Annotated in this window: 23 protein-coding genes; 17 read left to right on the top strand and 6 right to left on the bottom strand. The window is 62.1% G+C overall.

Annotation, left to right across the window (positions count from 1 at the left end; genetic code table 11):
- Positions 1-26 precede the first annotated feature (26 nt).
- From ACB028_RS18390 to ACB028_RS18370, 5 genes are all read left to right on the top strand, one after another.
- On the top strand, positions 27-869 hold the full coding sequence (locus ACB028_RS18390) for a LysR family transcriptional regulator (RefSeq protein ID WP_371144904.1): 843 nt from the start codon (positions 27-29) through the stop codon (positions 867-869).
- A gap of 102 nt (positions 870-971) precedes the next feature.
- Entirely contained in the window at positions 972-1571 is a 600-nt protein-coding gene (locus ACB028_RS18385) for an NAD(P)H-dependent oxidoreductase (protein WP_371144903.1), read from the top strand.
- Positions 1572-1641: 70 nt separating this feature from the next.
- Positions 1642-3498: a monovalent cation:proton antiporter-2 (CPA2) family protein gene (locus ACB028_RS18380; RefSeq protein WP_124239670.1), complete on the top strand. Its 1857-nt coding sequence runs from the start codon at positions 1642-1644 to the stop codon at positions 3496-3498.
- Entirely contained in the window at positions 3495-3881 is a 387-nt protein-coding gene (locus ACB028_RS18375) for a SirB2 family protein (RefSeq protein ID WP_042028995.1), read from the top strand. Before ACB028_RS18380 ends, ACB028_RS18375 begins: the two co-directional genes overlap by 4 nt.
- Before the next feature lie 292 nt (positions 3882-4173).
- Positions 4174-5160, top strand: a complete 987-nt coding sequence (locus ACB028_RS18370) for a YafY family protein (RefSeq protein WP_026456656.1) — start codon at positions 4174-4176, stop codon at positions 5158-5160.
- An 871-nt stretch (positions 5161-6031) separates the two neighbouring features.
- Here ACB028_RS18370 and ACB028_RS18365 read toward each other — a convergent pair.
- Together ACB028_RS18365 and rsmD are read right to left on the bottom strand one after the other, a co-directional pair.
- Complete coding sequence (locus tag ACB028_RS18365) at positions 6032-6343, bottom strand: DUF1145 domain-containing protein (RefSeq protein WP_042028997.1); 312 nt, start codon at positions 6341-6343, stop codon at positions 6032-6034.
- Positions 6327-6956 (bottom strand): 16S rRNA (guanine(966)-N(2))-methyltransferase RsmD, encoded by a 630-nt coding sequence (rsmD, locus tag ACB028_RS18360; RefSeq protein WP_042028999.1) that lies wholly within the window; start codon positions 6954-6956, stop codon positions 6327-6329. The genes ACB028_RS18365 and rsmD overlap by 17 nt, the downstream gene beginning before the upstream one ends.
- 110 nt (positions 6957-7066) lie before the next feature.
- Between rsmD and ftsY the strand changes: the two genes are divergently transcribed.
- The 11 genes from ftsY (at position 7067) to hutH (ending at position 20661) form a co-directional block, all read left to right on the top strand.
- A complete protein-coding gene (gene ftsY, locus ACB028_RS18355; protein WP_371144902.1) occupies positions 7067-9154 on the top strand; it encodes a signal recognition particle-docking protein FtsY in 2088 nt (695 codons plus the stop codon).
- Positions 9155-9205: 51 nt separating this feature from the next.
- On the top strand, positions 9206-9874 hold the full coding sequence (ftsE, locus tag ACB028_RS18350; protein ID WP_026457129.1) for a cell division ATP-binding protein FtsE: 669 nt from the start codon (positions 9206-9208) through the stop codon (positions 9872-9874).
- A gap of 1 nt (position 9875) precedes the next feature.
- Positions 9876-10829 (top strand): permease-like cell division protein FtsX, encoded by a 954-nt coding sequence (gene ftsX, locus ACB028_RS18345; protein ID WP_026457130.1) that lies wholly within the window; start codon positions 9876-9878, stop codon positions 10827-10829.
- A gap of 450 nt (positions 10830-11279) precedes the next feature.
- Positions 11280-12134, top strand: coding sequence for an RNA polymerase sigma factor RpoH (gene rpoH / locus ACB028_RS18340; RefSeq protein WP_026457131.1), 855 nt, complete (start codon positions 11280-11282; stop codon positions 12132-12134).
- Positions 12135-12260: 126 nt separating this feature from the next.
- The gene (gene can / locus ACB028_RS18335; RefSeq protein ID WP_026457132.1) at positions 12261-12920 is read left to right on the top strand and encodes a carbonate dehydratase; all 660 of its coding nucleotides are present in this window, start codon (positions 12261-12263) and stop codon (positions 12918-12920) included.
- Between the two features lie 10 nt (positions 12921-12930).
- Positions 12931-13635, top strand: coding sequence for a histidine utilization repressor (gene hutC, locus ACB028_RS18330; protein WP_026457133.1), 705 nt, complete (start codon positions 12931-12933; stop codon positions 13633-13635).
- A 107-nt stretch (positions 13636-13742) separates the two neighbouring features.
- The gene (locus ACB028_RS18325; protein ID WP_371144901.1) at positions 13743-15065 is read left to right on the top strand and encodes a YjiH family protein; all 1323 of its coding nucleotides are present in this window, start codon (positions 13743-13745) and stop codon (positions 15063-15065) included.
- Between the two features lie 156 nt (positions 15066-15221).
- On the top strand, positions 15222-16445 hold the full coding sequence (gene hutI / locus ACB028_RS18320; RefSeq protein WP_371144900.1) for an imidazolonepropionase: 1224 nt from the start codon (positions 15222-15224) through the stop codon (positions 16443-16445).
- On the top strand, positions 16442-17386 hold the full coding sequence (gene hutG / locus ACB028_RS18315) for a formimidoylglutamase (protein ID WP_371144899.1): 945 nt from the start codon (positions 16442-16444) through the stop codon (positions 17384-17386). The genes hutI and hutG overlap by 4 nt, the downstream gene beginning before the upstream one ends.
- Positions 17387-17414: 28 nt before the next feature.
- Complete coding sequence (hutU, locus tag ACB028_RS18310; protein WP_371144898.1) at positions 17415-19124, top strand: urocanate hydratase; 1710 nt, start codon at positions 17415-17417, stop codon at positions 19122-19124.
- 4 nt (positions 19125-19128) lie between these two features.
- The gene (hutH, locus tag ACB028_RS18305; RefSeq protein ID WP_371144897.1) at positions 19129-20661 is read left to right on the top strand and encodes a histidine ammonia-lyase; all 1533 of its coding nucleotides are present in this window, start codon (positions 19129-19131) and stop codon (positions 20659-20661) included.
- Positions 20662-20727: 66 nt separating this feature from the next.
- On the opposite strand, the gene ACB028_RS18300 is transcribed toward hutH, so the two are convergent.
- From ACB028_RS18300 to ACB028_RS18290, 3 genes are all read right to left on the bottom strand, one after another.
- On the bottom strand, positions 20728-21825 hold the full coding sequence (locus ACB028_RS18300) for a calcium:proton antiporter (RefSeq protein ID WP_371144896.1): 1098 nt from the start codon (positions 21823-21825) through the stop codon (positions 20728-20730).
- A 189-nt stretch (positions 21826-22014) separates the two neighbouring features.
- Positions 22015-23502, bottom strand: coding sequence for an EAL domain-containing protein (locus ACB028_RS18295; protein ID WP_371144910.1), 1488 nt, complete (start codon positions 23500-23502; stop codon positions 22015-22017).
- 329 nt (positions 23503-23831) lie between these two features.
- Positions 23832-24002, bottom strand: coding sequence for a hypothetical protein (locus ACB028_RS18290; RefSeq protein WP_156130737.1), 171 nt, complete (start codon positions 24000-24002; stop codon positions 23832-23834).
- A gap of 66 nt (positions 24003-24068) precedes the next feature.
- Between ACB028_RS18290 and ACB028_RS18285 the strand changes: the two genes are divergently transcribed.
- Positions 24069-25997 (top strand): EAL domain-containing protein, encoded by a 1929-nt coding sequence (locus ACB028_RS18285; protein ID WP_216993198.1) that lies wholly within the window; start codon positions 24069-24071, stop codon positions 25995-25997.
- A 21-nt stretch (positions 25998-26018) separates the two neighbouring features.
- On the opposite strand, the gene ACB028_RS18280 is transcribed toward ACB028_RS18285, so the two are convergent.
- Positions 26019-26945, bottom strand: a complete 927-nt coding sequence (locus ACB028_RS18280; RefSeq protein WP_371144895.1) for a 1-aminocyclopropane-1-carboxylate deaminase/D-cysteine desulfhydrase — start codon at positions 26943-26945, stop codon at positions 26019-26021.
- Positions 26946-26979 lie beyond the last annotated feature (34 nt).

Raw genomic sequence — 26979 nt, 5'->3', positions numbered from 1 at the left:
CATCTGAAAAAACTATGGTTGGGCTTATGCTGGATCTGAGATTGCTGCGTTTCTTCATCGCCATCTATGAAGAGAAGAACATCACGGCGGCGGCGGAGCGTTGCCACGTTAGCCAGCCCTCCCTCTCGGCGGGGTTGCGCCAGCTGGAAGAGGTGCTCGGTGACAGCCTCTTTATCCGGGGCAAGAAGGGGGTGGAGGCGAAGGAGCCGGCCCACTATCTCTATCCCCACGCGGTCAAGCTGGTGGAGGAGGCGCGCCGCCTGCCCGAGCTGTTTCGCCAGAAAGCGACGCGGGCGAGACTCAATATTGCCATCATGCCGGATCTGAGCCGACGTCGGGTGGCGGCTCTGCTACAGCGGGTGCAGGGGGTCTTGCCGGAGCTGGCTCTCACCCTCTCCGACCAGGATAGCCCCGCCGATTGTCGTCTGACCCTAGATGCCCTGCGCCGGGAAGACGAGATCTTCCTGCCGCTGTGGGAAGAGGATTATGTACTGTGCGTACCCACCGGCCACCCGCTGGCCAGCCGTCCGCGCATCGAGCTGGCAGAGCTGCAACACCATGATTTTATTGAGTGCCCCCCCTGCGAGGCTCATCAGCAGACCATAGGCTTGCTGGCCTGTGACCGGCTCACCCTCAACCTGGTGGCCAAGGCCGAGAGCAAGGGGTTGGTGATGTCGTTGGTGCTGGCGGGGGTGGGGATCAGTTTTCTGCCCGATGGGCTGGTGGAGGATGAACCCGGGTTGCAGACCCTGCCGGTCAACGGGCCGCGGATGTTTCGCCGGATCGGGCTCTGTTATCCTGCCCACCAGACCCTGAACCCGGCGATGCGTGAACTGATCCCCGAGTTGGCAGGATATGGCGCTTCCTGATAAGGTCGCTTTCCCATGCATCTTCAGGATGCACCTTGTCGTCGCGCCCCTTTTTATCGATCGCGCCATGCGCAGTGAGGCTTCTTTCCCGGTGGGCTTGTCATGAAACGCATTCTGGTCATTTTTTCACATCCTGCCCTGCAGAGTTCCAGGGCCAACAAGCAGTTGCTGCAGGCCATCGACGGTCTGGAAGGCGTAACCCTGCACGACCTCTATCACCACTATCCCGACATGTTCATCAATGTGAAACGGGAGCAGGCACTGCTGTCGGAGCACGACATCATCGTCTTCCAGCACCCCTTCTACTGGTACTCCTGCCCGGCCATCATGAAGGAGTGGATGGATCTGGTGCTGGAGTATGGCTACGCCTACGGCCCCGAGGCTCACGCCCTCAAGGGCAAGCAGTGGCTCAGCGCCATCACCACGGGCGGTGCCCCCGAATCCTACTGCAGCGAGGGCTACAACAGCCGTCCTCTGCTCGATTTCCTGCTGCCCTTCCAGCAGACCGCCACCCTGTGCGGCATGCACTGGCTGCCCCCCTTCGTACTCCACTCTTTTCACAAGATCCGGGATCCGGAGGCGTTGCGCCGCTGCGGCCAGGATTATCGTCAGCTCTTGTGCGCCCTGCGCGATGAGCAGCTGACCCCGGAGCAGCTGGCCGGGCGGCCCTATCTGCGGGATCTGCTGGAGGAGCACTCATGACACGAATTCGATCAGGTCGTTGCCCCGGTATTCCCTCCCTGGGATCTGCCATCGCGTGGAGGAGCCGCTGATGGGACATGGTTTGCTGTTTGATGCCTTCATCTATCTCTCGGCGGCGGTGATCGCCGTGCCGCTGGCCAAGCGCTGGGGGTTGGGGTCCGTGCTCGGCTACCTGCTGGCGGGGATCATCATAGGCCCCTTCCTGCTGGGGTTGGTGGGTGAGCAAAAAGACGTGATGCACTTCGCCGAGTTTGGCGTCGTGCTGATGTTGTTTCTGGTCGGGTTGGAGCTGCGCCCGGCCCTCTTGTGGCAGCTGAAGGGGCCAATCCTCGGCACCGGTGGCCTGCAGGTGCTGCTCACCACCGGCGCCCTGACCGGCGTGGCTTATCTCATCGGTCTACCGCTGCAGCAGGGGCTGGCTATTGGTCTCATACTGGCGCTCTCTTCCACCGCCATCGTGCTGCAGAGCCTGCAGGAGCGAAAACTGATGCAGAGCGAGAGCGGCCGCTCCGCTTTTGCCGTATTGCTGTTCCAGGATATCGCCGTCATTCCCATCCTGGCGATTTTGCCGCTGCTGGCCATCGCGCCCGTAGCCAGCAACGGTGGCACCGAACTGGCTGGCTGGCAGCATGGCTTGCTGGTGGTGGCCGCTATCTCCGGCATAGTGCTGGGTGGCCATTACCTGATGCGGCCGGTGTTTCGCGCTATCGCCCAGTCCCATATGCGGGAGATCTTCGTCGCCGCGGCCCTGTTGCTGGTGATCGCCATCGCCGTGCTGATGGAGTCGGTGGGGCTTTCGCCTGCGCTGGGCTCCTTCCTCGCCGGTGTAGTATTGGCGGACAGCGAATATCGCCACGAGCTGGAGGCGGATATTGAGCCCTTCAAAGGCTTGCTGCTTGGCCTCTTCTTCATGTCGGTGGGAGCGGGGATCGACTTCGGTCTGTTTGCCGAACACCCCTTCCTGATCCCGACCCTGGTGATCGGGCTGATGGTGCTCAAATGGCTGGTGCTGATGGCCCTTGGCTTCGCCATCCGCATCTCGCCGGGTCAGCGCTGGACCTTCGCGCTGGCACTGGCCCAGGGCGGGGAATTTGCCTTCGTGCTGTTTTCGTTCGCGGCCCAGAACAGGGTACTGCCCGGTGACACCATCTCATTGCTGACCCTGGTGGTGGCGCTCTCCATGGCACTGACTCCGCTGCTGTTGATCCTCAACGATCGGGTGATCCAGCCCTGGTTCGACTATCGCAACCAGGGGGATGTGCCGCAACACGAGCAGCCCGAGCTGGTGGAGCACCCGGTGATCATCGCGGGCTTCGGTCGCTTCGGCCAGATAGTGGGGCGCCTGCTGCACGGTCACGGCATAGGCACCACCATCCTCGAGCAGGATGCCAGCCAGATCGAGATGCTGCGAAAATATGGCTATCAGGTCTTCTATGGCGACGCCAGCCGGATCGATCTGCTCCATGCCGCCGGCGCCCACAAGGCGAAGCTGCTGGTGCTCTCCATCAACGATACCGCCACCTCGCTGGCGGTGATCGAGATGGCCAGGAAACACTTCCCGCACCTCAAGATCCTCGCCCGGGCCCAGGATCGTCCCCATGCCCACGAGATCCTGCGTCACGGGGTCGACAGCGTCTATCGGGAGACTCTGGGATCTGCGGTGGATCTGGGGGTGGAAGCCCTGACCCAGCTCGGCTTTCGGGCCAACCAGGCCTGGCGGGCGGGGCAGACCTTCAAGCAGCATGACAACTGGTTGCTGCGCGAACAGGTCAACTATCTCGACGACGAACACACCTATATCAACAAGAGCCTGCAATACCGGGAGATCCTCTCCGATCTGTTACAAGACGACGAGGAGGGGCAGGAGCGCATCCATGCCCACAACTGGAACAGCGGGCTACCCAACGACGACAAGGAAGCAAGATGATTGCCTATTACCCCATGCTCAAACACCTGCATATGACGCTGGCGCTGGTCAGCCTGCTGCTGTTCCTCTACCGCTGGGGCCTGGCCCTGGCGGGCAGTGCGCGGCTGCAACAGAAGTGGCTCAAGGTGCTGCCCCATATCAACGACACCTTTCTGCTGCTGTTCGGGGTGTTGCTGGCGGTTGCCCTGCAGATGAGCCCGGGCCAGCAACCCTGGCTGATGGCCAAGCTGGTGGCGCTGGTGGTCTACATCGGGCTCGGTGTCATGGCGCTCAAACGACCGGCGCAGGGCCAGAAGCTGGTGGCCGGTGTCGCCGCCCTGGCGGTATTTGGTTATATGGTCGGTGCCGCCATCACCAAGTCCCCCTGGTCCTGGCTGTTTTGATCAGAGAAATGGAGGGGAGGCAGGTCTCCTCTCCATGTAATCTGCTTTAAAAATCGATAATTTCTCTCTTTTATCCTTCCTGCGACCTTGTTCGTGACATGTCAAATTTATCTTTTTTATTATCAAAAAAGCCTCAATTGCCACCTTTCTGGTTTGTTTTTTTCTTATAAATCATGTCGATAAGTCTGACTGTATGAAAATGGAGACAGTTGTCTCGGCAAAACTTGCGTCATAGACTGTCGCAGGTCACGACTAGCATTCAGTCAACACTAACCCAGTGAAGGCATGCACCATGAGTAAGAAGCTGTTACGACAACTGACCTTGGCGCGTTGCATCCCGCACCGCCCTTACAAGCTGACCGCCAGCCAACTCCAGGTAAAACTGGAAGAGGAAGGCATTCATGTCAGTCTGCGTACCGTGCAACGGGACCTGGAAGAGATGTCCGGCATGGGACTGTTCGATCTCACCTCGGACGAGCGCAGCAAGCCCCATGGCTGGTGCTTCGAGCGCCACGGGCTTAACGATTTTGCCAATATCATGCCGCTCTCCCTGGCGGTGGCTCTGAAAACCTGGAGTGATCAGGCAAGCCAACTGTTGCCGGCGAGCGTGCTGACCGAACTGAACCCGCTGGTCGACAAGGCCAGCCAGGTGATCCGCGACAGCCAGAGCGAACTGGCCGAGCGCTGGCTCGAGAGCGTGCATCAATCGCCGCGTCCGTTTGCCGGCAACCCGGAGATCCGCCGCAGCACCCTGATCCGCGACGCCCTGTGGCGTGGCCGCAAGTTCAGCGCCGAGATCCAGCGGGTGATCAAAGAGCGAACCGTGTGGCTCTGCTATGACCGCATCAATCCGCTCGGGATCCTTAACCAGCCGGAAGGACCGGTTCTGCTCTGCACTCTGTCCGAGCTGGATCCCAAGGTGTATGGCATCCCGTTCGATCACATCAAGAGCGTGGAGCTGACCAATTTCAGCGCGACCCAGCCGAAGGATTTCAATATCCAGAAGCTGATCCGCGATCAGGGCTATCAGGATGTGAGTGGTCCGATCCGCTTTGTCGGCCGCATCGATGCCAACAGCCAGTCGCTGGTGGACAACCAGATCCCCGGCAACAACCCCCGCATGACGCGTTATGACAAGCGCAGCGTGGTGGTCGAGACCGAGGTGCAGGATACCCCCGAGTTTCGCAGCTGGCTGAACAACATTGGTGGCGAGCTGGAAGTGCTGGCGCCGGAATCCTTGCGCAAGGCCTACCTCAACCCGTCCAACCGGGTGAGTTGATGGTACAAGGCTGATAACAGCAAACGGATTGCATCACAAAGAGTCGAGCCTGGTCTCGACTCTTTTTTTGTCTCTTTTTTGAGCATATTTATTCAACAAATTTTTAAGCTTTATTCGCTGGATTGAACCGTTTTCGCGGGCCGTTTCGGGGCGGGGAAACCATGTAAGAGATCTGCCATAGGGTGTGTGCGACGCTAACGCTTTAAGCCGTACGCGAAGCCATGCCAGAAAAGGTGACCTTTCTAGTGAAACTAACTAATTGCTTGTTTTTAAAGGAATAGTTTTTAAGGTTGTTTTTTGTCATCTATATGGCAGCGGATATTTCTCCACGGATGGCCCTTGCTCGGAGAGTCCATTGCCTTAGTATGGGTCTCACAAGGACGAAGCTGGTTCGGCAGGATGCAGAGCAGCGAATAAAGATGGAATAGTCCACAGGATGTGGGCAAGGACACCTCAGGATGAGCACGATAGTCAGGATGATTATCGTCATGGATGAACAGGGAACACCGCGGGATGCGGCAGGACACTCTCGGGACGAGAGCAGAACGAACCGGATATCGTTCTTCAGGATGAACAGGACCTCGCGGGATGCGAGAAGGACGCTTCAGGACGAAGCGAGATAACCCGGATGGTTATCGGTCAGGAAGACGCAAGGACCCCCACAGGACGTGGTAATGGACACCTCCAGGATGGAGACAGTGAAGCGGTTCAGGATGAATTGCCAAGCCAGGAAGGCTGCTGGACACGCCAATGGATTGGAAAGGGGATATTCCAAGGGATTAGGATAACGTCAGGGATTGCAGGGAGCATTGCAGTTCTAGGGACAGGACGACATGACTCTAGGGGACGGCCACCGCCGTCCCCTTTTCTTTTATTGCTTGTCCGGATTGTTTGCGCGTTGGGCTGCTTCAACGATCCCTTGCAGGCGCTGGCGAATGTCTACCATGCCAAAGACGCCGAAGATGAGCACACCGATGAACTCACCCCGGGTCACCTCAAAGTAGCGTTTGCAGGCTGCCTTGATCATGCTGGCTTGCACCCAGTGCAGCAGGGCGACTATCACGCCACAGACCGGCAAAAAGCCGTTCAGTTTGCCTGGCAGGGGCAGGATCAGGCTCATCAGTACGCCGAACCAGAAGAACAGAATGAGCCCCATCGCCAACAGATTAAATATCCGCTTCATCGTTTACCTCCCGCACATAGAGTTGATAGCAGACCTGACCGGCCTGCTTGTCCTTGAGTAATTGCCAGCTGGCAGGCAGTGGAAGATCTGCCATCTCCTTCTCCCGCTCCAGATAGATGAGGGCATCCGGAGCCAGCCAGCCTCGCTGCTCCAGCAGATCGCACACCTGGGGCAGCAGTTCGCGGCGAAAGGGGGGATCGAGGAACACCAGATCGAACGGGGTAGCCGGGCCTTGCAGCCAGTTCACCGCATCGGCCTGGATCACCTGGCCCTGGCTGCTGCCGAGGGTGGTCAGGTTCTGTCTGATCTGCTCGGCGGCGCCTCTGTCCATCTCGATCAGAGTGACCTGTTCGGCGTAGCGCGACAGCGCTTCCAGACCCAGACCACCGCTGCCGGCGAACAGATCGAGGCAGCGGGTACCGCGGATGTGGGGGGCCAGCCAGTTGAAGATGGTCTCCTTGACGCGATCCGTGGTAGGCCTGAGCCCTTCTACATCCCTGACCGGCAATTTACGGCCACGCCACTGGCCGCTGATGATTCTTACAAAGCCCGATTTTCCTTGCTGGGCTGGGCGTTTATTGGGGTTGCTACGGCTGGATTTCACTCTGGGCATCGCGTTTCATCGTCAGAAAATAAAGTGGTAGTATAAGGCAGTTCATTTTTATGCCGGCCCTCCCGGGACGGCTATCTTAGCAGTCAGCCAACGATGTGAGTATTTTTTAGATGGCAAAAGGTTTGTTTTCCTGGCTGGGTTTCGGCCGCAAGAAAGAAGAGGCTGAGGCTGTCCAACCACAGACACCGCAAGCCACCCCTGTTACCGCTGAACCTGAGGTTCCTGCTACCCCAGCCGCTGACACAGTGCCGGCTGTCTCTCCCGAGGTGTCCGCCAGCGAGCCGTCCTCTGCCGAGCATGATGAATGCTGCCAACCCGCCGAACCCGATGCCAAAGGGCCGTTGGTGGTGGAGGAGTGCACCTCCGATCTGGAACCGGTGATCGTCAATGAATCACTGATGACAGATGAAGCCCGGGCGGCCGAAGAGGCCCGCATCGCCGCCGAGGCGAAGGCCGCAGAAGAAGCCCGTATCGCCGCCGAAGCGAAGGTTTTGGAAGGGGCGCGTATCGCCGCTGAAGCGAAAGCCGCGGAAGAGGCCCGCATCGCCGCCGAAGCGAAGGCCGCAGAAGAAGCCCGTATCGCCGCCGAAGCGAAGGCCGCGGAAGAGGCCCGTATCGCCGCTGAAGCGAAGGCCGCGGAAGAGGCCCGCATCGCCGCCGAAGCGAAGGCCGCGGAAGAGGCCCGCATCGCCGCCGAAGCGAAGGCCGCGGAAGAGGCCCGTATCGCCGCCGAAGCGCAGGCTGCGGAAGAGGCCCGCATCGCCGCGGAGGCACAGGCCGCGGAAGAAGCCCGTATCGCCGCCGAAGCGCAGGCTGCGGAAGAAGCCCGCATCGCCGCCGAAGCGAAGGCAGCGGAAGAGGCCCGTATCGCCGCTGAGGCGCAGGCAGCGGAAGAGGCCCGTATCACCGCCGAGGCGAAGGCTGCAGAAGAGGCCCGCATCGCCGCGGAGGCACAGGCCGCGGAAGAAGCCCGTATCGCCGCCGAAGCGCAGGCTGCGGAAGAAGCCCGCATCGCCGCCGAAGCGAAGGCTGCGGAAGAGGCCCGTATCGCCGCTGAGGCGCAGGCAGCGGAAGAGGCCCGTATCACCGCCGAGGCGAAGGCTGCAGAAGAGGCGCGAATCGCCGCCGAAGTGAAGGCAGCGGAAGAGGCCCGGATCGCCGCTGAGGCGCTGGCTGCGGAAGAAGCGCGTATTGCCGCCGAGGCTGAAGCCGCCGCGCTGGCAACCTTGCCACTGGCCGCTGCCGTAGAGGATGACACCCAGGAAAAACCGCAGCGCGAAGGCTTCTTTGCCCGTCTCAAGCGCAGCCTGGTGCGCACCAAGGAAAACATTGGTTCCGGCTTCTTCGGCCTGTTCCGTGGCAAGAAGATCGATGACGATCTGTTTGAAGAGCTGGAGACCCAGCTGCTGACCGCCGATCTTGGCGTGGATACTACGACCCGTATTATCGAAGGGCTGGTGCAGCATGCGGATCGCAAGCAGTTGAAGGATGCCGAGGCGCTCTACGGTCTGCTCAAGCAGGACATGGGCGCCATGCTGGCCAAGGTCGAGCAGCCGCTGGTGATCGACACCGACAAGAAGCCTTACGTCATCCTGATGGTGGGCGTGAACGGGGTCGGCAAGACCACCACCATCGGCAAGCTGGCCAAGCAGTTCCAGGCCGAGGGCAAGAGTGTGATGCTGGCCGCCGGTGATACCTTCCGGGCCGCTGCCGTCGAGCAGCTGCAGGTGTGGGGTCAGCGCAACAATATCCCGGTGATCGCCCAGCATACCGGTGCCGATTCTGCCTCCGTCATCTTTGATGCCATCGAGGCCGCGCGCTCCCGTGGTGCCGACGTGTTGATCGCCGATACTGCCGGTCGCCTGCAAAACAAGAGCAACCTGATGGAAGAGCTCAAGAAGGTGGTGCGGGTGATGAAGAAGCTCGACGAGGAGGCCCCTCACGAGATCATGCTGACCCTGGACGCAGGCACCGGCCAGAATGCCCTGAGCCAGGCCAAGCTGTTCAGCGAGGCGGTGGGCCTGACCGGTATCACCCTCACCAAGCTCGACGGCACCGCCAAGGGGGGTGTCATCTTCGCGGTGGCGGACAAATTCCAGATCCCGATCCGCTATATCGGGGTCGGCGAAGGGATTGACGACCTGCGTCCCTTCGTGGCCAACGATTTTATCGAGGCGCTCTTCAGTCGCGATGAGTAACCGCAGCATGCCCCGGCCCAGGTCGGGGCTTGTCAATGTCAGGGAACCGTTATGATTCGTTTTGACAAGGTCAGCAAGGTATACAGCGGCGGTCATCAGGCGCTGCAGAAGGTCAGCTTTCACCTGCGCAAGGGGGAGATGGCTTTCCTGACCGGGCACTCGGGCGCAGGCAAGAGCACCCTCCTGAAACTGATCAGTGTGATGGAGCGACCGACCGATGGTCGCGTTTTCTTTCATGGCGATGACGTCAGCCATATCCAGCGCAGCCAGATCCCCTATGTTCGCCGCCAGATCGGCATGATCTTCCAGGATCATCGTCTGCTGATGGACAGAACCGTGTTCGACAACGTGGCCCTGCCGCTGGTGATCGATGGCTACAGCCACGCCGATATCAACAAGCGGGTCGCTGCAGCCCTAGACAAGGTGGGGCTGCTCGGCAAGGAGCGTTACCAGCCGCGCATGCTGTCCGGTGGTGAGCAGCAGCGGGTGGGGATCGCCCGCGCCATCGTCAACAAGCCACCACTGCTGCTGGCGGACGAGCCGACCGGCAACCTGGATCCCCAGCTCTCCATGGACATCATGCGGCTGTTCGAGGAGTTCAACCGCTTCGGGGTATCTGTGCTGATTGCCACTCACGATCTCGGCCTCATCGCCCGCATGCGTTACCGTACCCTGACCCTCAAGGCGGGTCGCATGTATTCGCAAGGGGAGGAGCTCTGATATGGCCATCGTTCGTCATAAACAGCCACCGCTTCGCCGCTTGATGATGTATGGCGTGGATCATGTGCGCCAGGCTTTCGCCAGCCTGGGGGAGCTGTGGCGCAATCCGCTCGCCTCCCTGATGACGCTGGCAGTGCTGGGGGTCAGCCTGGCGCTGCCTTCCTGCTTCCACGTGCTGCTGAAAAACGCCGAGATCGTAGAGGGAAGCTGGCAGAACAGCTCCCAGATCTCCCTCTATTTGCGCAAGGACCTGCCGGAGCAGAGCATCCTTGATCTGCAGCAGCGGATCCTGCTCTATCCCGAGGTGGACTCGGTGACCTATCTGAGCCGGGATGATGCACTCAGGGAGTTTCGCGAGATCTCCGGTTTCGGCGATGCGCTTGATTACCTCGACAGCAATCCGCTGCCGCCGGTGCTGAGTGTGATCCCGGATCCCCGCTGGCAGAATCCGGAAGGGGCCGCCGAGCTACTCGGCAAGCTCAACAACGAAAACGGGGTGGAGCAGGGCAAGCTGGATCTGCAGTGGCTGACCCGGCTGCAGGGGATCATGAACCTGCTGCGCCACACCATCACCGGCATCGCCGTGCTGCTGCTCTCCGCCGTGCTGCTGATCGTCGGCAACACCCTGCGCCTCAATATCCTCAACCAGCGATCCGAGATCGAGGTGCTCAAGCTGGTGGGGGCGACCGACTCCTTTATTCATCGTCCCTTCCTTTATACCGGCATCTGGTTCGGCGTCATTGGCGGCATGCTGGCCTGGTGGCTGACCGAGGTGATGGTGATCTGGAGCGAAGGGGTGGTGAAGGAGCTGGCGGGGCTTTACAACAGCAACTTCCGGCTGGTGGGAATGGGGGCGTTTGACGGTTTCAACCTCATACTGCTCGGGGCCTTGCTGGGGCTGATCGCCTCCTGGTTCTCGGTTCATCGCCACATTCGCGACATAGAACCGTCCTGATTAATTTATCATCAAAGTAAATCACTGGATTTTGCGAACTGGATCAAGTAAAAAAGTGGCCTTTTCTGGCTCGGACCGCATTGTCAGAGTATTCTGGGTAATAATGATCCCCGGGATCTTCGCGGGATCCAGTGAACCTTCTGCACTATAAACGGTCTATCAAGCTGAAGCATTTATACGGGTATGGCCCCTATGCCTTGCTCGTCTGACTTGGCAAGCATGTGAAGGTTGCGAGCTCCGCAACAATGGACTTAGCATGCTACTTTTCGGGGGTCCTTGATTGTGACCCCCTTTTTTTGACTGTTCATTCATGATTCATCCTGCCAGCCTAAGATAACCCAGTCTGAAACTGGGTTTGATGTATGATGCAAGCCGCAGAATGACGTCCGGTCAGTAGACAGACCCTCTCAGGGTGTTAGACTGATTTGATTGAAAAGTAAGAGGTAACAGATGGGAACTTCATTGCAGCGCACTATGGCTTTGATTCCGCAAGGTAGTCTGGAAGGCTATATCCAGGCAGTTAACTCGATTCCGGTGCTGAGCGCAGAGGAAGAGCGTGAGCTGGCTGAGCGTTTGCAGCAGGATGGCGATCTCGAGGCTGCTCGTCAGCTGGTTATGTCGCACCTGCGTTTTGTCGTTCACGTGGCCAAGAGTTATGCCGGTTACGGCCTGCCCCAGGCTGACCTGGTTCAGGAAGGCAATATCGGTCTGATGAAGGCGGTCAAGCGCTTCGACCCTAGCGTGGGAGTGCGCCTGGTCTCCTTCGCCGTGCACTGGATCAAGGCCGAAATTCACGAGTATGTTCTGCGCAACTGGCGCATGGTCAAGGTGGCTACCACCAAGGCCCAGCGCAAGCTCTTCTTCAACCTGCGCAAGTCCAAGAAGCGTCTGGGCTGGCTGAACCACGAAGAGGTTCAGGCCGTGGCCGCCGATCTTGGCGTCTCCGCCAGCGACGTGACCGAGATGGAAGCGCGCATGAGCAACTATGATCAGGCGTTCGATCTGGTCGGCGATGATGATGAAGAGGGTGGCTTCGCCCCCGTCCACTATCTGGAGGACAAATCCTCTGATCTGGCCGCCACCATCGAGAACGACAACTGGGACGATCACGCGACCCGTCGCCTGAGTTCCGCCCTCGCCACTCTGGACGAGCGCAGCCAGCACATCATCCGCGCCCGCTGGCTGGACGACGAGAGCAAAACCACGCTGCAGGAGCTGGCCGATACCTACGGCGTCTCCGCCGAGCGCGTGCGTCAGCTCGAGAAGAACGCCCTCAAGAAATTGAAGGATGCCATGGAGGCCTGATGCCTCCGTCATTGAAAACAGGGCCTGATGGCCCTGTTTTTGTATCAGGCCGGATCTGTTGAGGCTTGCCCAGGTTACCCATGGGTGTGTTATGTTGCCGCCACTGCCAAATAATGGAGAGCAGAAGTGAAACTGTTGAACGATCTGTTTACCAATAACCGCGAGTGGGCCGAGCGGATCAAGGCCGAAGATCCCGATTTCTTCGCCACCCTCTCCGCCCAGCAGGCGCCGGAATACCTCTGGATCGGCTGCTCCGACAGCCGGGTGCCGGCGAACCAGCTGATGGGACTGTTGCCGGGGGATGTGTTCGTCCATCGCAACGTCGCCAACCTGGTGGTGCACACCGACTTCAACTGTCTGTCCGTGCTGCAATATGCGGTCGAGGTGCTCAAGGTGAAGCACATCATCGTCTGCGGCCACTACGGCTGTGGTGGCGTCAAGGCGGCGATGCAGAACCAGGAGCTGGGCCTCATCGACAACTGGCTGCGCAACATCAAGGACGTCTACTTCAAATACAGCGAACAGCTCGATGCCATCGACGACGAGCATGAGCGCTTCGACTATCTGTGCGAGCTGAACGTGGCCGAGCAGGTGGCCAACGTCTGCCATACCACCATCATCCAGAACGCCTGGCGCAAGGGTCAGGAGCTGGCGGTACATGGCTGGATCTACGGCATCAAGGACGGTTTGCTGCACGATCTCGATCTCTGCATCAGCGGTCCCGAGCAGATCCCGGACGTCTATCGCGCCTGGCCGGACATGCGTCCGCCCCACCGCCGCCGCTGAGGATCCGACCTTGGCTCCAGCCCTCTACCTGCAGATAAAGCAACACATCCTGGACGGGATCCGCGAACGCCACTATCAGGCGGGAGACAAGATCCCGACCGAGGCGGCCCTGTGTGATCAGTTCGGCGTCAGCCGGATGACGGTCAACAAGGCCCTTCGCGAGCTGACGGCCGAGGGGTGGCTGGTGCGCACCGCGGGATCCGGCAGCTTTGTGGCGGACAGGCGCACCGAGTCGCCACTGCTCGAGATCCGCAACATCGCGGACGAGATCACCGAGCGCGGTGCCCGCCACGGCAGCCGGGTTATTCGGCTGGAGCGGCAGAAGGCGGACGAGAAAGTGGCGGTGCAGCTTGGTCTGCGAGTCGGCGCCCCCATCTTCCACAGCCTGATCGTCCATCAGGCCGACGACGAGCCGCTGCAGCTCGAGGAGCGCTTCGTCGACGCCGAGCGCCTGCCGGGCTACGGGGAGCAGGACTTCACCACCCTGACCCCCAACCATTACCTGATGCAGGTCTGCCCCCTTTCCGAGATGGAGCACGTGGTCGAGGCGGTGCAGCCGAGCGCCGGCGAGGCTGCCCTGTTGCAGGTGCGGGTCGATACTCCTTGCCTGCTGCTGCACCGGCGCACCTGGTCGGACGGCGTACTGGTCTCCTACGCCCGCCTGCTGTCGCCGGGATCCCGCTACAAACTGAGATCCAAGACACGGATCGGATAGAAGTTGTAACACAAAGGTAACTTTTCATTTCCTTCCTGCTATCGGGCGCTATAAATGTATATACATTTTGGCGTCCGGAGGACGCCCGTTCACTCAGGGAGGAAATCATGGAACCGGAACACACTCTCGACTCGACCGCGCGTGGCGGCGCCGGTCTCAAGCTGTTGCTCACCAGCGTGCTCGGCATCGGCGCTTTCTTCGTGCCGTTCGAGCTGGCGGGGCGCAGCACCATACTGGTGGATCACCTGGCTGGCGCCCTGATGGGGCAGCGACCCCTGGCCGTCGGTCTGATCCTGGCGTTGATCGCCTATGGCGCCGCTCGCCCCTTTTTTGACGGCCGCTGGCGTGGCCGCTTCATCGACCGGCTGCTGACCCTGTTCAAGCTGCTCGGTCTTGCGTTGGCGCTGCTCTACGTGACAGGCACGGGGCCCGTCTGGCTGATGACGCCGGATCGTCTGCCCTTCCTGTTTGACAAGCTGGCCCTGTCGGTTGGCCTCATAGTGCCGCTCGGCGCCATGTTGCTCACCTTCCTGCTCGGTTTCGGCCTGCTCGAGTTCATCGGAGTGCTGATGCAGCCGGTGATGCGCCCCCTGTGGCGCACCCCGGGCCACTCGGCCATTGACGCGGTGGCCTCCTTTGTCGGCAGCTACTCGGTGGGCCTGCTCATCACGGATCGGGTGTTTGCCGCCGGCAAGTACTCGGTGCGCGAGGCGGCCATCATCGCCACCGGTTTCTCCACCGTCTCGGCCGCCTTCATGATCATCGTGGCCAAGACGCTCGGCCTGATGGAACACTGGAACTTCTACTTCTGGTCGACCCTGGTCATCACCTTCCTCATCACCGCCATCCTGGCCCGGGTGCCGCCCATCAGCCGGCTGGATGACGCGGGGGAGGCCGAGGTGCCCCTGCCCGACGGCGTCAATCGCTGGCAGATGGCGCTGGCCACCGGGCTGGCCCAGACCCGCGGTGCCGACCCCATCGGCCGCCAGCTGCTCGACAACCTGCGCGACGGCATCCGGATGGCGGCGGCCGTGGTGCCCACCATCCTCTCGGTGGGGCTGCTTGGCCTGCTGCTCGCCAAGTACACCCCCCTGTTCGACGTCATCGGCTGGCTGCTCTGGCCGCTGACCTGGCTGCTGCAGCTGGGGGAGCCTCTGGAGACGGCGCGGGCCCTCGCCGCCGGCCTGGCCGAGATGTTCCTGCCAGCCATCCTGCTCAAGGAGGCGGATCTGCTGACCCGCTACGTGGCCGCCGTGGTGTCGGTGAGCACTGTATTGTTCTTCTCCGCCTCCATCCCCTGCATCCTGGCCACCCGCATCCCCATCGGAGTGGGGCAGCTGCTGGTCATTTGGTTGCAGCGCACCCTGCTCGGCATCCTGTTGGCCGCGCTGGCTGGTCGCCTTGGCCTTGCTCTGGGCTGGATAGGTTGATTGTATATACAAAATAGCGCGCTCGTTTTGCCCGCATTGTGCGGGCTTTTTTCTTTTCGGCCCTTGTGTTAAGCCTGTTACAGAAATGTGATGAAGGATCTTCCCTTTTCACCCACGATCGACTATACATATTTGTATATACATTTGGAGTCTGGCATGAACAAGGAACTGTTGGCCTGCGATCGGGTCTGGATCAACCTCATCCCCGCTACCATGAGCGATGGCTATGGCCTCCTGGCCTCCCATGCCCTCGGCGTGAAAGCGGGCCGGATCCACGCCCTGATCCCCATGAGCGAGCTGACCGGGCCCTTCCCCGAGAGCTGGCAGGATATGAAGGGCCGCCTGGCGACCCCGGGTCTTATCGACTGCCACACCCACCTCATCTATGCCGGCAGCCGCGCCGCCGAGTTCGAGCAGCGGCTGCAGGGGGTCCCCTACAGCGAGATCGCCCGCCAGGGTGGCGGCATCCTCAGCACGGTGCGTGCCACCCGAGCGGCCAGCGAGGAGGAGCTGTTCATGCTGGCGGCCGCCCGGCTCAAGAGCCTGCTGCGCGAAGGGGTCACCACGGTCGAGATCAAGTCCGGGTATGGCCTGACCCTGGAAGACGAGCTCAAGATGCTGCGGGTCGCGCGTCGCCTTGGCCGCGCTCTGCCGGTGCGGGTACGCACCACCCTGCTGGCGGCCCACGCCGTGCCGCCCGAGTTCGACGCGGATGGCTGGGTCGATCTCATCTGCGACCAGCTGATCCCGATCGCTGCCGCCGAGGGGCTGGCCGACGCGGTCGACGTCTTCTGCGAGGGGATCGCCTTCAACCTGGCCCAGTGCGAGCGAGTCTTCGCCGCCGCCCGTGCCCACGGCCTGCCGGTCAAGGGGCACATGGAGCAGCTCTCCAACTTGGGCGGCAGCGCGCTCGCCGCCCGCTACCGCGCCCTCTCGGTGGATCACCTGGAACACCTGGATGCCGCCGGCATCGCCGCCCTGGCCGAGAGCGGCACTGTGGCGGTGCTGCTGCCCGGCGCCTTCTACTTCCTGCGCGACACCACCTTGCCGCCGGTGCAGGCGCTGCGCGAGGCTGGCGTGCCCATCGCGGTCGCCTCCGACATCAACCCCGGCACCTCGCCGCTGGTCTCCCTGCGTCTGGCCATGAACATGGCCTGCACCCTGTTTCGTCTCACCCCGGAGGAGGCGCTGTGTGGCGTCACCCGTCACGGCGCCACGGCGCTTGGCGAAGCAGGGCTGGGTCAGCTCAAGGTAGGCATGGAGGCCGACTTCCTGGTCTGGTCGTGCGCCCACCCGGCCGAGCTGGCCTATCAGGTCGGCGTCGACCAGCTGGTGGCGCGGGTAGTGAAAGGACAGGAAACCCTGGGAGGTCTGGCATGAGCGAGATGCAGGTATGGCAGGGTCGTCAGGACCCGGAAGACGGCGCCCTGGCCCTGCGCTGGCACGACAAAGTTCTGCCTTGGCAAGAGGCGCAGCCCTGGCAGGCGCAGGACGAGGCGCTCGGCGTGGTGTTGCTCGGCTTTGCCTGTGACGAGGGGGTGCGCCGCAACAAGGGGCGGGTCGGTGCCGCCGGCGCGCCGCTGGCCATTCGCAAGCTGCTCGCCAACACCGCCTGGCACCTGAGTCAGCCCGTCTACGACGGCGGTGACGTGTGCTGTGAGGACGGGGATCTCGACGCCGCCCACAGTCGGCTGGCCGAGCGGGTTGCAGCGGCCCTCGAACAGGGCCACTTCCCGCTGGTGCTGGGGGGCGGCCACGAGGTGGCCTTCGGCAGCTGGAGTGGCCTCAACCGCCATCTCAATGGCAAGGGTCGTGTGGGCATCATCAACCTGGACGCCCACTTCGACCTGCGCATGAAACAGGAGCAGGCGAGCTCCGGCACCCCCTTCTTCCAGATCGCCGAGCAGTGCGCGGCGCAAGGCTCGTCCTTTATCTATGCCTGCCTCGGGGTGGCCGAGACCGCCAATACTCAGGCGCTTTTTGCCAGAGCGCAAACGTTGGGGGTGTGGCACGTGCTGGATGAGGCCATGACCCAGAGCGAGCTGCCTGCCCTGCTGGCGGGGCTAGATGCCTTCATCGCCCGCTGCGATCACCTCTATCTCACCATCGATCTCGACGTGCTGCCCGCTGCCGTGATGCCCGGCGTCAGTGCGCCGGCCGCCCGCGGCGTGGAGTTGGCGGTCATCGAACCACTCATCGCCCATATCCGGGCCAGCGGCAAGCTCAGGCTCGCCGATCTGGCCGAGTACAACCCGAACCTGGATCTCGACAGCCGCAGCGCCCGCGTGGCGGCCCGTCTGGTCCACCAGTTAACCAAGTAGTGACCGAATCCATAAACAAGGAGTGTCTATGTCCCTGCAAAACCAGGATCCCCGCCATGATCCGAGCCGGATCATCCGTGCTCCCCACGGCACCCAGCTGACTGCCAAGAGCTGGCTCACCGAGGCGCCCCTGCGGATGCTGATGAACAACCTGGATCCGGAAGTGGCCGAGCATCCCCAGTCTCTGGTGGTGTACGGCGGCATCGGTCGCGCTGCCCGCAACTGGGCCTGCTACGACAAGATCGTCGAGGTGCTGACCCGCCTCGAGGAGGATCAGACCCTACTGGTGCAATCCGGCAAGCCGGTCGGCGTGTTCCAGACCCACAAGGACGCCCCGCGGGTGCTGATCGCCAACTCCAACCTGGTGCCGCATTGGGCCAACTGGGAGCACTTCAACGAGCTCGATAAGAAGGGCCTGATGATGTACGGCCAGATGACCGCCGGCTCCTGGATCTACATCGGTACCCAAGGGATCGTGCAGGGCACCTACGAGACCTTCTTCGCCGTGGCCAACCAGCACTTCAACGGCGAGCCCAAGGGCCGCTGGATCCTGACCGGCGGGCTCGGTGGCATGGGCGGTGCCCAGCCGCTGGCCGCCACCATGGCCGGCTTCTCGATGATCGCCGTGGAGTGCGACGAGACCCGCATCGATTTTCGCCTCAAGACCCGCTACGTTGACAAGAAGGCCCATAGCCTGGATGAGGCGCTGGCCATGGTCGAGGAAGCCAGGCAGAGCGGCACTGCCGTCTCCGTCGGCCTGCTCGGCAATGCCGCCGACGTCTTCGCCGAGTTGGTGGCCCGTGGCATCACCCCGGACGTGGTGACCGACCAGACCTCAGCCCACGACCCGATCCACGGCTACCTGCCCCAAGGCTGGAGCGTGGCCCAGTGGCGCGACCTGCAGAAGAGCGCGCCGCAAGAGGTCAATGTGGCCGCTCGCCGCTCCATGGCTCGCCAGGTGGAGGCCATGCTGACCCTGCAGGCCCGCGGCGCCGCCACGCTCGATTACGGTAACAACATTCGCCAGATGGCGCTGGAAGAGGGGGTCAAGAATGCCTTCGACTTCCCGGGCTTCGTGCCGGCCTACATCCGCCCGCTGTTCTGCGAGGGCATTGGCCCGTTCCGCTGGGTGGCCCTCTCCGGCGATCCGGAAGACATCTACAAGACCGATCAGAAGGTGAAGGAGCTGATCCCGGACGATCCCCACCTGCACAACTGGCTCGACATGGCCCGCGAGCGCATCGCCTTCCAGGGCCTGCCGGCGCGGATCTGCTGGGTCGGGGTCAAGGATCGGGTGCGCCTGGGCCTGGCCTTCAACGAGATGGTGAAGAACGGTGAGCTGAAAGCCCCCGTCGTCATCGGCCGCGACCACCTGGACTCCGGCTCGGTGGCGAGCCCGAACCGCGAGACCGAATCCATGATGGACGGCTCAGACGCCGTCTCCGACTGGCCGCTGCTCAACGCCCTGCTCAACACAGCCGGCGGGGCGACCTGGGTCTCCCTGCACCACGGTGGCGGTGTCGGCATGGGCTTCTCCCAGCACTCCGGCGTGGTGATCGTCTGTGACGGCACCGACGACGCCGCCAAGCGGGTCGGCCGCGTGCTGCGCAACGACCCGGCCACCGGGGTGATGCGTCACGCCGATGCGGGCTACGAAATTGCCATCAACTGTGCCGTTGATGAGAAACTGGATCTGCCGATGATTGACGGCGCCAACGGTGTCAAAGGAAAGGTGTAACACCATGTTTGAATTGACTATTACCCCGGGCGAGCTGGATCTCGCCACCCTGCGCCGCGTCAGCCGCGAGCCGGTACACGTTTCACTGGATCCCGCCGCCCTGGCGGGGATCCACGCCTCCGCCGCCGTGGTCACCAAGGTGATCGAACAGAATCGCGTGGTGTATGGCATCAACACCGGCTTCGGCCTGTTGGCCAACACCCGGATCCCGGTGGAACAGCTGGACGAGCTGCAGCGCTCCATCGTGCTCTCCCATGCCGCCGGTATCGGCGAGTACATGGATGACGCCACCGTGCGGCTGATGATGGTGCTCAAACTCAACTCCCTGGCCCGCGGCTTCTCCGGCATCCGGCTGGTGGTGCTGGAGGCCCTGATGCGCCTCATCAACGCCGAGGTGTATCCGGTGGTGCCGAAGAAGGGCTCCGTCGGCGCCTCCGGCGATCTGGCACCTCTGGCCCACATGAGCTGCCTGCTGATCGGTGAAGGCAAGGCGCGCCACAAGGGCGAGCTGATCGATGCCACCACGGCCCTCAAGATTGCAGGCCTGGAGTCCATCGCACTGGCACCGAAAGAGGGGCTGGCGCTGCTCAACGGCACCCAGGCGAGCACCGCCTTCGCGCTGGAAGGGCTGTTCCACGCCGAGGATCTCTACGCCGGTGCCATCACCATAGGTGCCATGAGCGTGGAGGCGGCGCTCGGCAGCCGCCGTCCGTTCGATGCCCGCATCCACGCGGTGCGCGGCCAGCGCGGCCAGATCGATGCGGCCGCTTGCTACCGCCACCTGCTGGTGGATGGCAGCGAGATCGGTATGTCCCACCACAACTGCGAGAAGGTGCAGGATCCTTACTCCCTGCGCTGCCAACCCCAGGTGATGGGCGCCTGCCTGACCCAGATCCGCCAGGCGGCCGAGGTGCTGGTGTGCGAGGCCAACGCGGTTTCAGACAACCCGCTGGTGTTTGCCGAGGATGAGGACATTCTCTCCGGTGGCAACTTCCACGCCGAGCCGGTGGCCTTCGCCGCCGACAACCTGGCGCTGGCCATCGCCGAGATCGGCTCCCTGTCCGAGCGGCGCATGGCCCTGCTCATCGACTCGCGCATGTCGGGCCTGCCTCCCTTCCTGGTCAACAATGGGGGCGTGAATTCCGGCTTTATGATCGCCCAGGTCACCTCGGCGGCGCTCGCCTCCGAAAACAAGACCCTGGCCCACCCGGCCTCGGTGGACAGCCTGCCCACCTCCGCCAACCAGGAGGATCACGTCTCCATGGCCACCTTCGCCGGTCGCCGGCTGGCGGATATGGCCGAGAACACCCGCGGCATCCTGGCGGTCGAGCTGCTGGCTGCCGCCCAGGGGCTGGATTTCCGTGCCCCGCTGCGCGCCAGTGAAGGGGTGGAAGCGGCCAAGGGACGCCTGCGCGCCCACGTGCCCTTCTACGACAAGGACAGGTACTTCGCCCCGGACATCGAGGCGGCGGCGAGCCTGCTTGGCACCGCCAGCTACAACGATCTGCTGCCGGCCGGCATGCTGCCCAGCCTCTAAGCAGTCACTCCGCTCATAACAAAAGACCGCCCATCGGGCGGTCTTTTTCATATCCGGGGCATGGTGTCAGCCGTGCTCGAACATCAGAAACAGATAGACCACGAACAGCACCAGGTGGGTAGCCCCGTGCAGGGCGTGGGTGCGACCGCTGCTGAAGGTCACCTTGCACACCATCAGGGTGGTGACCAGCAGCACCATGTCGGCAGGGGCGAGCCCCAGGCGCACCTCCTGTCCCATCAGGGAACCGATAAAGAGCACGGCCGGCACCGTGAGGGCGATGGTGGCCAGCACGGAACCGAAATAGAGGTTCATGGCCCGTTGCAGCTGGTTGTTGAAGGCCGCCTTGATGGCGCCCACCGCCTCGGGGGCCAGCACGATACAGGCGACGATGAAACCGCCCAATGCCGCCGGGGCCTCCATCACCTGTACCCCGTGGTTGATGGGGATGGCCAGCGTCTTGGCCAGCAGGATCACCACCACCAGGTAGGCCAGCAGCAGCAGGGTGTGGTAGACGTTGCTCTTCAGCGGGCCATGGTGCTCCTCGTGATCCGCGTGGTCGCCATCGACGAAGAAGTGGCTGTGGCTGCGGGTCTGGATCAGCAGAAAGACCCCGTAGAGCAGCACGGAGACGATGATCAGCATCCAGGACATGGCGCGTGACAGGCTGCCGGCGTTGCCCCCCTCGGTGAAGTTGGGCAGTACCAGACAGAGCAGCGCCAGCGGAATGATGGCCACCAGATAGGATTTGATCCCGTCCAGATTGAAGTTCTGGGTGTGGTAGCGCCAGCCGCCAAACAGCAGGGTGAAACCCACCAGACCGTTGGTCACCAGCATCACCACCGCAAACATGGTGTCACGGGCCATGGTGGGGTTGGGTTCACCGGTCAGCATCACCGAGGAGATCATCACCACCTCCAGCGAGATGACCGACAGAGTCAGGATCAGGGTACCGAAGGGCTCGCCAAGCTTGATGGCGAGGGCATCGGAGTGGCGCACTACGGAGAAGATGGCCCAGGTGACGACGGCCAGCAGCCCCAGTGACACCGGCAGATAGAGCCCGAGCGGCGTTGTCTCTGTCAGCAGGTCGCTGCCTGCCGTCTTGAAAAAGAACAGGGTCAGCAGGCCGACGGGCAGGGCAATCTCTTGCCGGATAAATGACTTCATGAGCAAGGGTCCTCTTGCGGGGGGGTCGTATGACCGGGGAAACAGGCGCGCAATGGCCGGTTGCGCGTGAGTTGGCCCGGTATGATAAAGGCTGTCCGTCACTGGAGCGGGATCATTTTGTTGCGAAATGTAACTGTGTGGAGTGAAGAGTGGCTCGCGGTGCAGGAGCCACGAGCCGACGAAGAAGGGTCAGGCTGCATGTTCCCCTCCCTGGGGATGATCAAGCAGCCACTCCTCCTGCCAGCGCAGCAGGGCCGACAGGGGAATGGGTTTGGCAAACAGATATCCCTGCAGCAGATAGACGCCTCTCTGGCTCAGGTAATCGGCCTGAAGCTGGGTTTCCACCCCTTCCGCAATCATCTCCATGCCGGACTCCCGGCCCGAGGCGATGATGGCATCCAGCACGCTGCGCTTGAGGTCGTGGGTGCCTATGGTATCGACGAACATCTTGTCGATCTTGATCTGGCGGATCCCCAGTCGTTGCAGATAGGCAAAGCCGCCGTAGCCGGTACCGAAGTCGTCCAGCTTGAAGCGATAACCCATCTGATGCAGTGCGGTGATCTCGTGGGTCGCCGCCTGGATATTGGTGATGGGTTTGCGTTCGGTCAGCTCGAAGAGCAGGCGGTCGGGAAAGGGGGTATCGTGCTGTAGCAGCAGGTTGCGCAGCAGGGGGCGTTCGATATGGGCCGCCACCAGGTTGACGCTGACCCACTGCCTCTCGGCCAGCTGTGGCAGATCGCGGAGCACCTGCTCCAGCAGTTGTTCGGTCATCGGCAGGATCAGCCCCTGGGCCTCCGCATAGTCGATGAAGGTACCCGGTGGCAGCAACTCTCCCCTGTGTTGCCAGCGCAGCAGCGCCTCGAAGCCGACCACCTGCTGGCTGCGACTGTCCACTATGGGTTGGTAGAAGGGGATGAACTCCCGCCGTGTCACACCGTTTTGCAGCATCCCCTTCAGAGAGTGGCGGTAGCTGCGCAGCAACCAGTAGGTGGCGTTGAACAGGAGGCCCAGTGCGCAGCCGAGCCAGAGGGCATATTGCCGGGTCTGGAGCAGGGCGTAGTGGGCGAGGGTTTTTCCAGCCCAGACGGTCTGCTTGGTGAGAGCGCCCGTTTCCTGGAAGCTCAGGCTGCGGTTGTCCGCTTCCGCCTTGATGGACTTGTCGCCGCGGGGGAGGATCATGGGTGGTGCTGCGGGGTCTCGCTGGCTGAACTCGAGGTAGAAACAGTTGGGGCAGGGGTGTTGCAGCAGATCGTGGCTCCAGCTGTTATCCAGCACCCAGTAAACGATGTTGTCTTTGACATGGTAATAGGCGATCAGCTCCTGTTCCGTGTCGTCATAGGCCGCAGTGACGGTCAGGCCCGCTTTGCCTGGCAGCTTGCCGCTGCGCTTTGCCTCGCTGATGAGGGAGAGGCCAGGCCCCAGGCTGGAGCAGCTGACACCGGACGCCAGCTCCAGTCCCTGCAGGCGCAGGTGAGTGCTGTAAAAGCGGGGATCCCGCAGCAGGGCCATGTCTTGCTTGCCGCAATCGAAGTGGAATTGCTGCAACTGGGCGCTGAGCGCAGTATCCAGAACCTGGTGGCGTGCCCTTATCGCCTCCCTGATCTCCCCGGCTTTTTGCTCGAGCAGGTGGCGTGCTACGAGATCGCTGAACCAGGGGCTGAGGGGTTGGCTGATCATGAGGGGGGTGGCAAACAGCAGCAAGCTGATCCAGAGGGGAGAAATGCGTAACACGGGTTACCTGCCAGATTGGACGAGACGCAAATGGGTTGCGTCATCTTAGCGCATTAGCAGAATCAACTTGAGACTGATGTATCAGATTTGAGGTTGCCGTTTGTAACTCACTGTAAGAAAACGATTTTTAGGACTTGATTGAGTTTGATTTAATCGATGACCTGTCATAAGTGACAATTGCCTGGCTTATCCGAAACGCATTAAAGTAGCCCTGCGGTTTGACTCACCGTGTGTTCAATACTCCTGTATCTGTTTTTTGTCAGTAGCACAGAGTGTTAGTTTTGATATTTTGATATGAGTGTTCCTTTTGGTCCCTTTTCAGGGACCATTTTTCTCTCTGTCACTTCTCCTTTCTCCGGGCCTGCAGCCCACCATCTTTGGTATTCTTCCGGCACCTTGGTTATGCTCCCTGCGGCGTAAATTGCAGAAGCGGGATCTTCATCCATAGCTGCGGCGTGATCCCCACTGCTACCATGAGGCCACAAGGATGGTCCGGGCATACGGAAAAGCACATGAAACTGACTACACAGCTTGTCTCATTCATCACCCTGTGCGTGATCGCCGCCATGGCGACCGTGCTCATCGGCGGGGTCTTCAGCTTTCGCGAACTGGGCATGGAGCTGCAACAGAAGAAGGTCGACGCCCTGGTCGAGGTGATCGACGAGCAGCTGGATGTCAGCCAGAACGTGGATGCGATGAGCAACTGGCTGCCTACCCTGCTGCGGGCCGCCCATGTGGTCGAGCTGGAAGTGCGCCAGAACGATCAGCGGGTCTACTGGTTCCGCGATGTGCAACGCCCGGTCGATGAACAGCTGCTGCTCTCCTACAGCCATTCGCTTCCTCACCAGGCCGGCATGCAGGCCAATTTCCGGCTCGAGCGTCCCTTCAAGGAGGTGGAGTACTCCATCGAGGCAATGTCGGGCATCTCGTTTGGCATCTTCATCGTGGTGTTCGGTCTCTGGTACTCCATCCGCTGGTTGCGCCAGCAGTTGCGGGGGGCCGAGTTGCTGGGGATTCGTGCCCAGCTGATCCTGGATGACAAGCTCTCCAAGCTCAGCCATGACCCGTCCGAGGAGTGGCCGGTGGCCGCCAGTCAGGCCCTCGATCATCTGCTGGCCGAGCTGGCCGATGCCCGCAAGGAGCGCAGCCGTTTCGACAACTTCATTCGCAGCAACGCCTTTGTCGACAAGATGACCGGCATCGGCAATCGCCTGTTTTTCGACAACCGGCTGGAGAGCGCCATCATGGAGGCGAGCGTGATGAGCGGCGGCGTGCTGCTTATCGATCTCGCCTGTCTGGAGGAGCTGGAGGCCGAACAGTACGAGCAGCTTGGTCCCGACCTGCTGGCTCAGGCGAGCGCAACCATAGGCGCCTTCGTGCGCAAGCACAGCGGCGCCCTGCAGGCGCGTTACGCCGGCCAGGTGTTTGCCGTACTGCTGCCCAACATGTCCGAGAGCGAGATGGTGGACAGCGCCAGCCAGCTGCTCAAGAGCCTGCAGCGTCTGCATTGGCCGGACGAGGTCAACCCCGAGACCGCCGTCTATCTCGGCGCCGTCTGTTACCACTCCCAGGACAATCTGCTCAAGGTGCAGGAGGAGGCCGAGCTGGCCCTCAAGAGCGCCCGCCTGCAGGGGCACAATGGCTGGTTTCTTTACGAGAAGCAACTGGAGGAGGAGCAGAGCAGCAAGGGCTCGGTGCGCTGGCGCACCCTGATTGGTCGTCGCCTCGAGGAACATGGCATCGACTTCTACACCCAGGCGATCCAGCAGGATCGCGGCCAGGTGGTATTGCAGCAGGAGCTGCTCACCTATCTCCACGATGAGCAGGGGCGCGCCCTGCCAGCCGGGGTCTTCATGCCGATGGCGGAGAAGGTGGGGATGCTGCTGCAACTGGATCGGCTGGTGGCGGAGCAGACCTTGCAGCTCCTGCGCCAGCGCGCCGAGCACAGCTGCCCCATCAGCCTGACCCTGAGCGCCCAGAGTCTGCTTCATCGCGAATTCCAGCGCTGGCTCTTCTTCGCCCTGTTCCAGCTGCCGCGCAGCACCAACGAACGGCTGGTGCTGCAGCTGTCGGAAGCCCAGGTCACCCGTCATTACGAGGCGCTCAAGCGGCCGCTGCGCTCCCTGCGCATGCTTGGCTGCCGCTTGGCCATCGACCACGCCGGCCAGGATGTGGTGAGCACCCAGTACATCAAGGAGTTCGAGATCAACTTCCTCAAGCTGCATCCCAGCCTGGTGCGGGAGATCCACTCCCGCCAGGTCAACCAGATGGCGGTGCGCAGCCTGGTGGGAGGCTGCGCCAACACCCCGACCCGGGTGCTGGCGGTGGGAGTGGAGAGCGAAGAGGAGTGGAAGATGCTGCGCCACCTCGGGGTGCACGCCGGTCAGGGGCCCTGGTTTGCCGCGCCGGAGCGGCTGCTGATAGAACCGGTCGGCGTCTGAGTCGGGCGGCGCGAGCCGCCGTCAGAGACGCCCCTGCTCCTTGAGCCCCGCCAGCCCCTGCAGGCCGCCGGTGTGGATGAAGACGATCCGGCTGCCGGCCGGGATACGGCCCGCTGCCAACTCGCGAAACAGTCCCCACATCGCCTTGCCGCTGTAGATGGGCTCGAGCGGCAGGCCGGTCTCGGCGCTGAAGGCCTGCACCCATTGCCAGAGCGCCGGGCTGAAACGGGCGTAGCCGCCGTCATGGTGATCCAGCGCGATCCGCCAGCCGGGCATCATGGCCGCGGCCGGGTAGAGCCGGCACACCTCGTCGGCGATGAAGCTGCCCCCCTTGAGCACGGCGATGGCAAGGATCTGTTCCGGATCCCGCTTGCCCGCGATGAGGCCGGCCAGGGTGCCACCGCTGGCACAGGGCAGCACCCAGAGATCCGGCGAGAAGGGGACTTCGCCGACCAGTTCGGCAACCCCCGGGATGGCGAGGGGGCTGCTGCCCCCTTCCGGCACTATCAGGGTGTCTGCGGCCGCAAACCGGGCCAGCCACTCGGGGTCATGTCGCCTGCGGTAGGTCTGCCGGTCGACAAAGCGCAGGGCCATGCCCCAGCGGCTGGCATCCGTCAGGGTCGGGTTGCCGATGGCCTCAGGTTCGCCCCGGATGATGCCGGTGGTGCGCAGCCCGTAGTGGTGGCCCGCCGCCGCCAAGGCATGGATGTGGTTGGAGTAGGCGCCGCCAAAGGAAAGCAGGTGCTGCTTGCCCTGTTCGCTGGCATGCTGCAGGTGATATTTCAGCTTGCGCCACTTGTTGCCCGAGATGGTCGGGTGGATCAGATCGTCCCGCTTGCACCAGAGTTCCACCCCGTAGTGGGCGAGCAGGGGATGCCGGATGGGTTGCAGTGGCGATGGCAGGGAGCTGTCCCCCTCAGTTGCCAGAGGTGTAAGGCTGTCTTGCAAGGGTGAGTCCGTCTTTTGCTGGAGGCTAATTCTC

It is taken from the genome of Aeromonas sp. S9(2024), from assembly GCF_041403185.1.
Classification (GTDB): Bacteria; Pseudomonadota; Gammaproteobacteria; order Enterobacterales; family Aeromonadaceae; genus Aeromonas; species Aeromonas enteropelogenes.
This window is presented reverse-complemented; position numbering and strand designations above follow the sequence as displayed.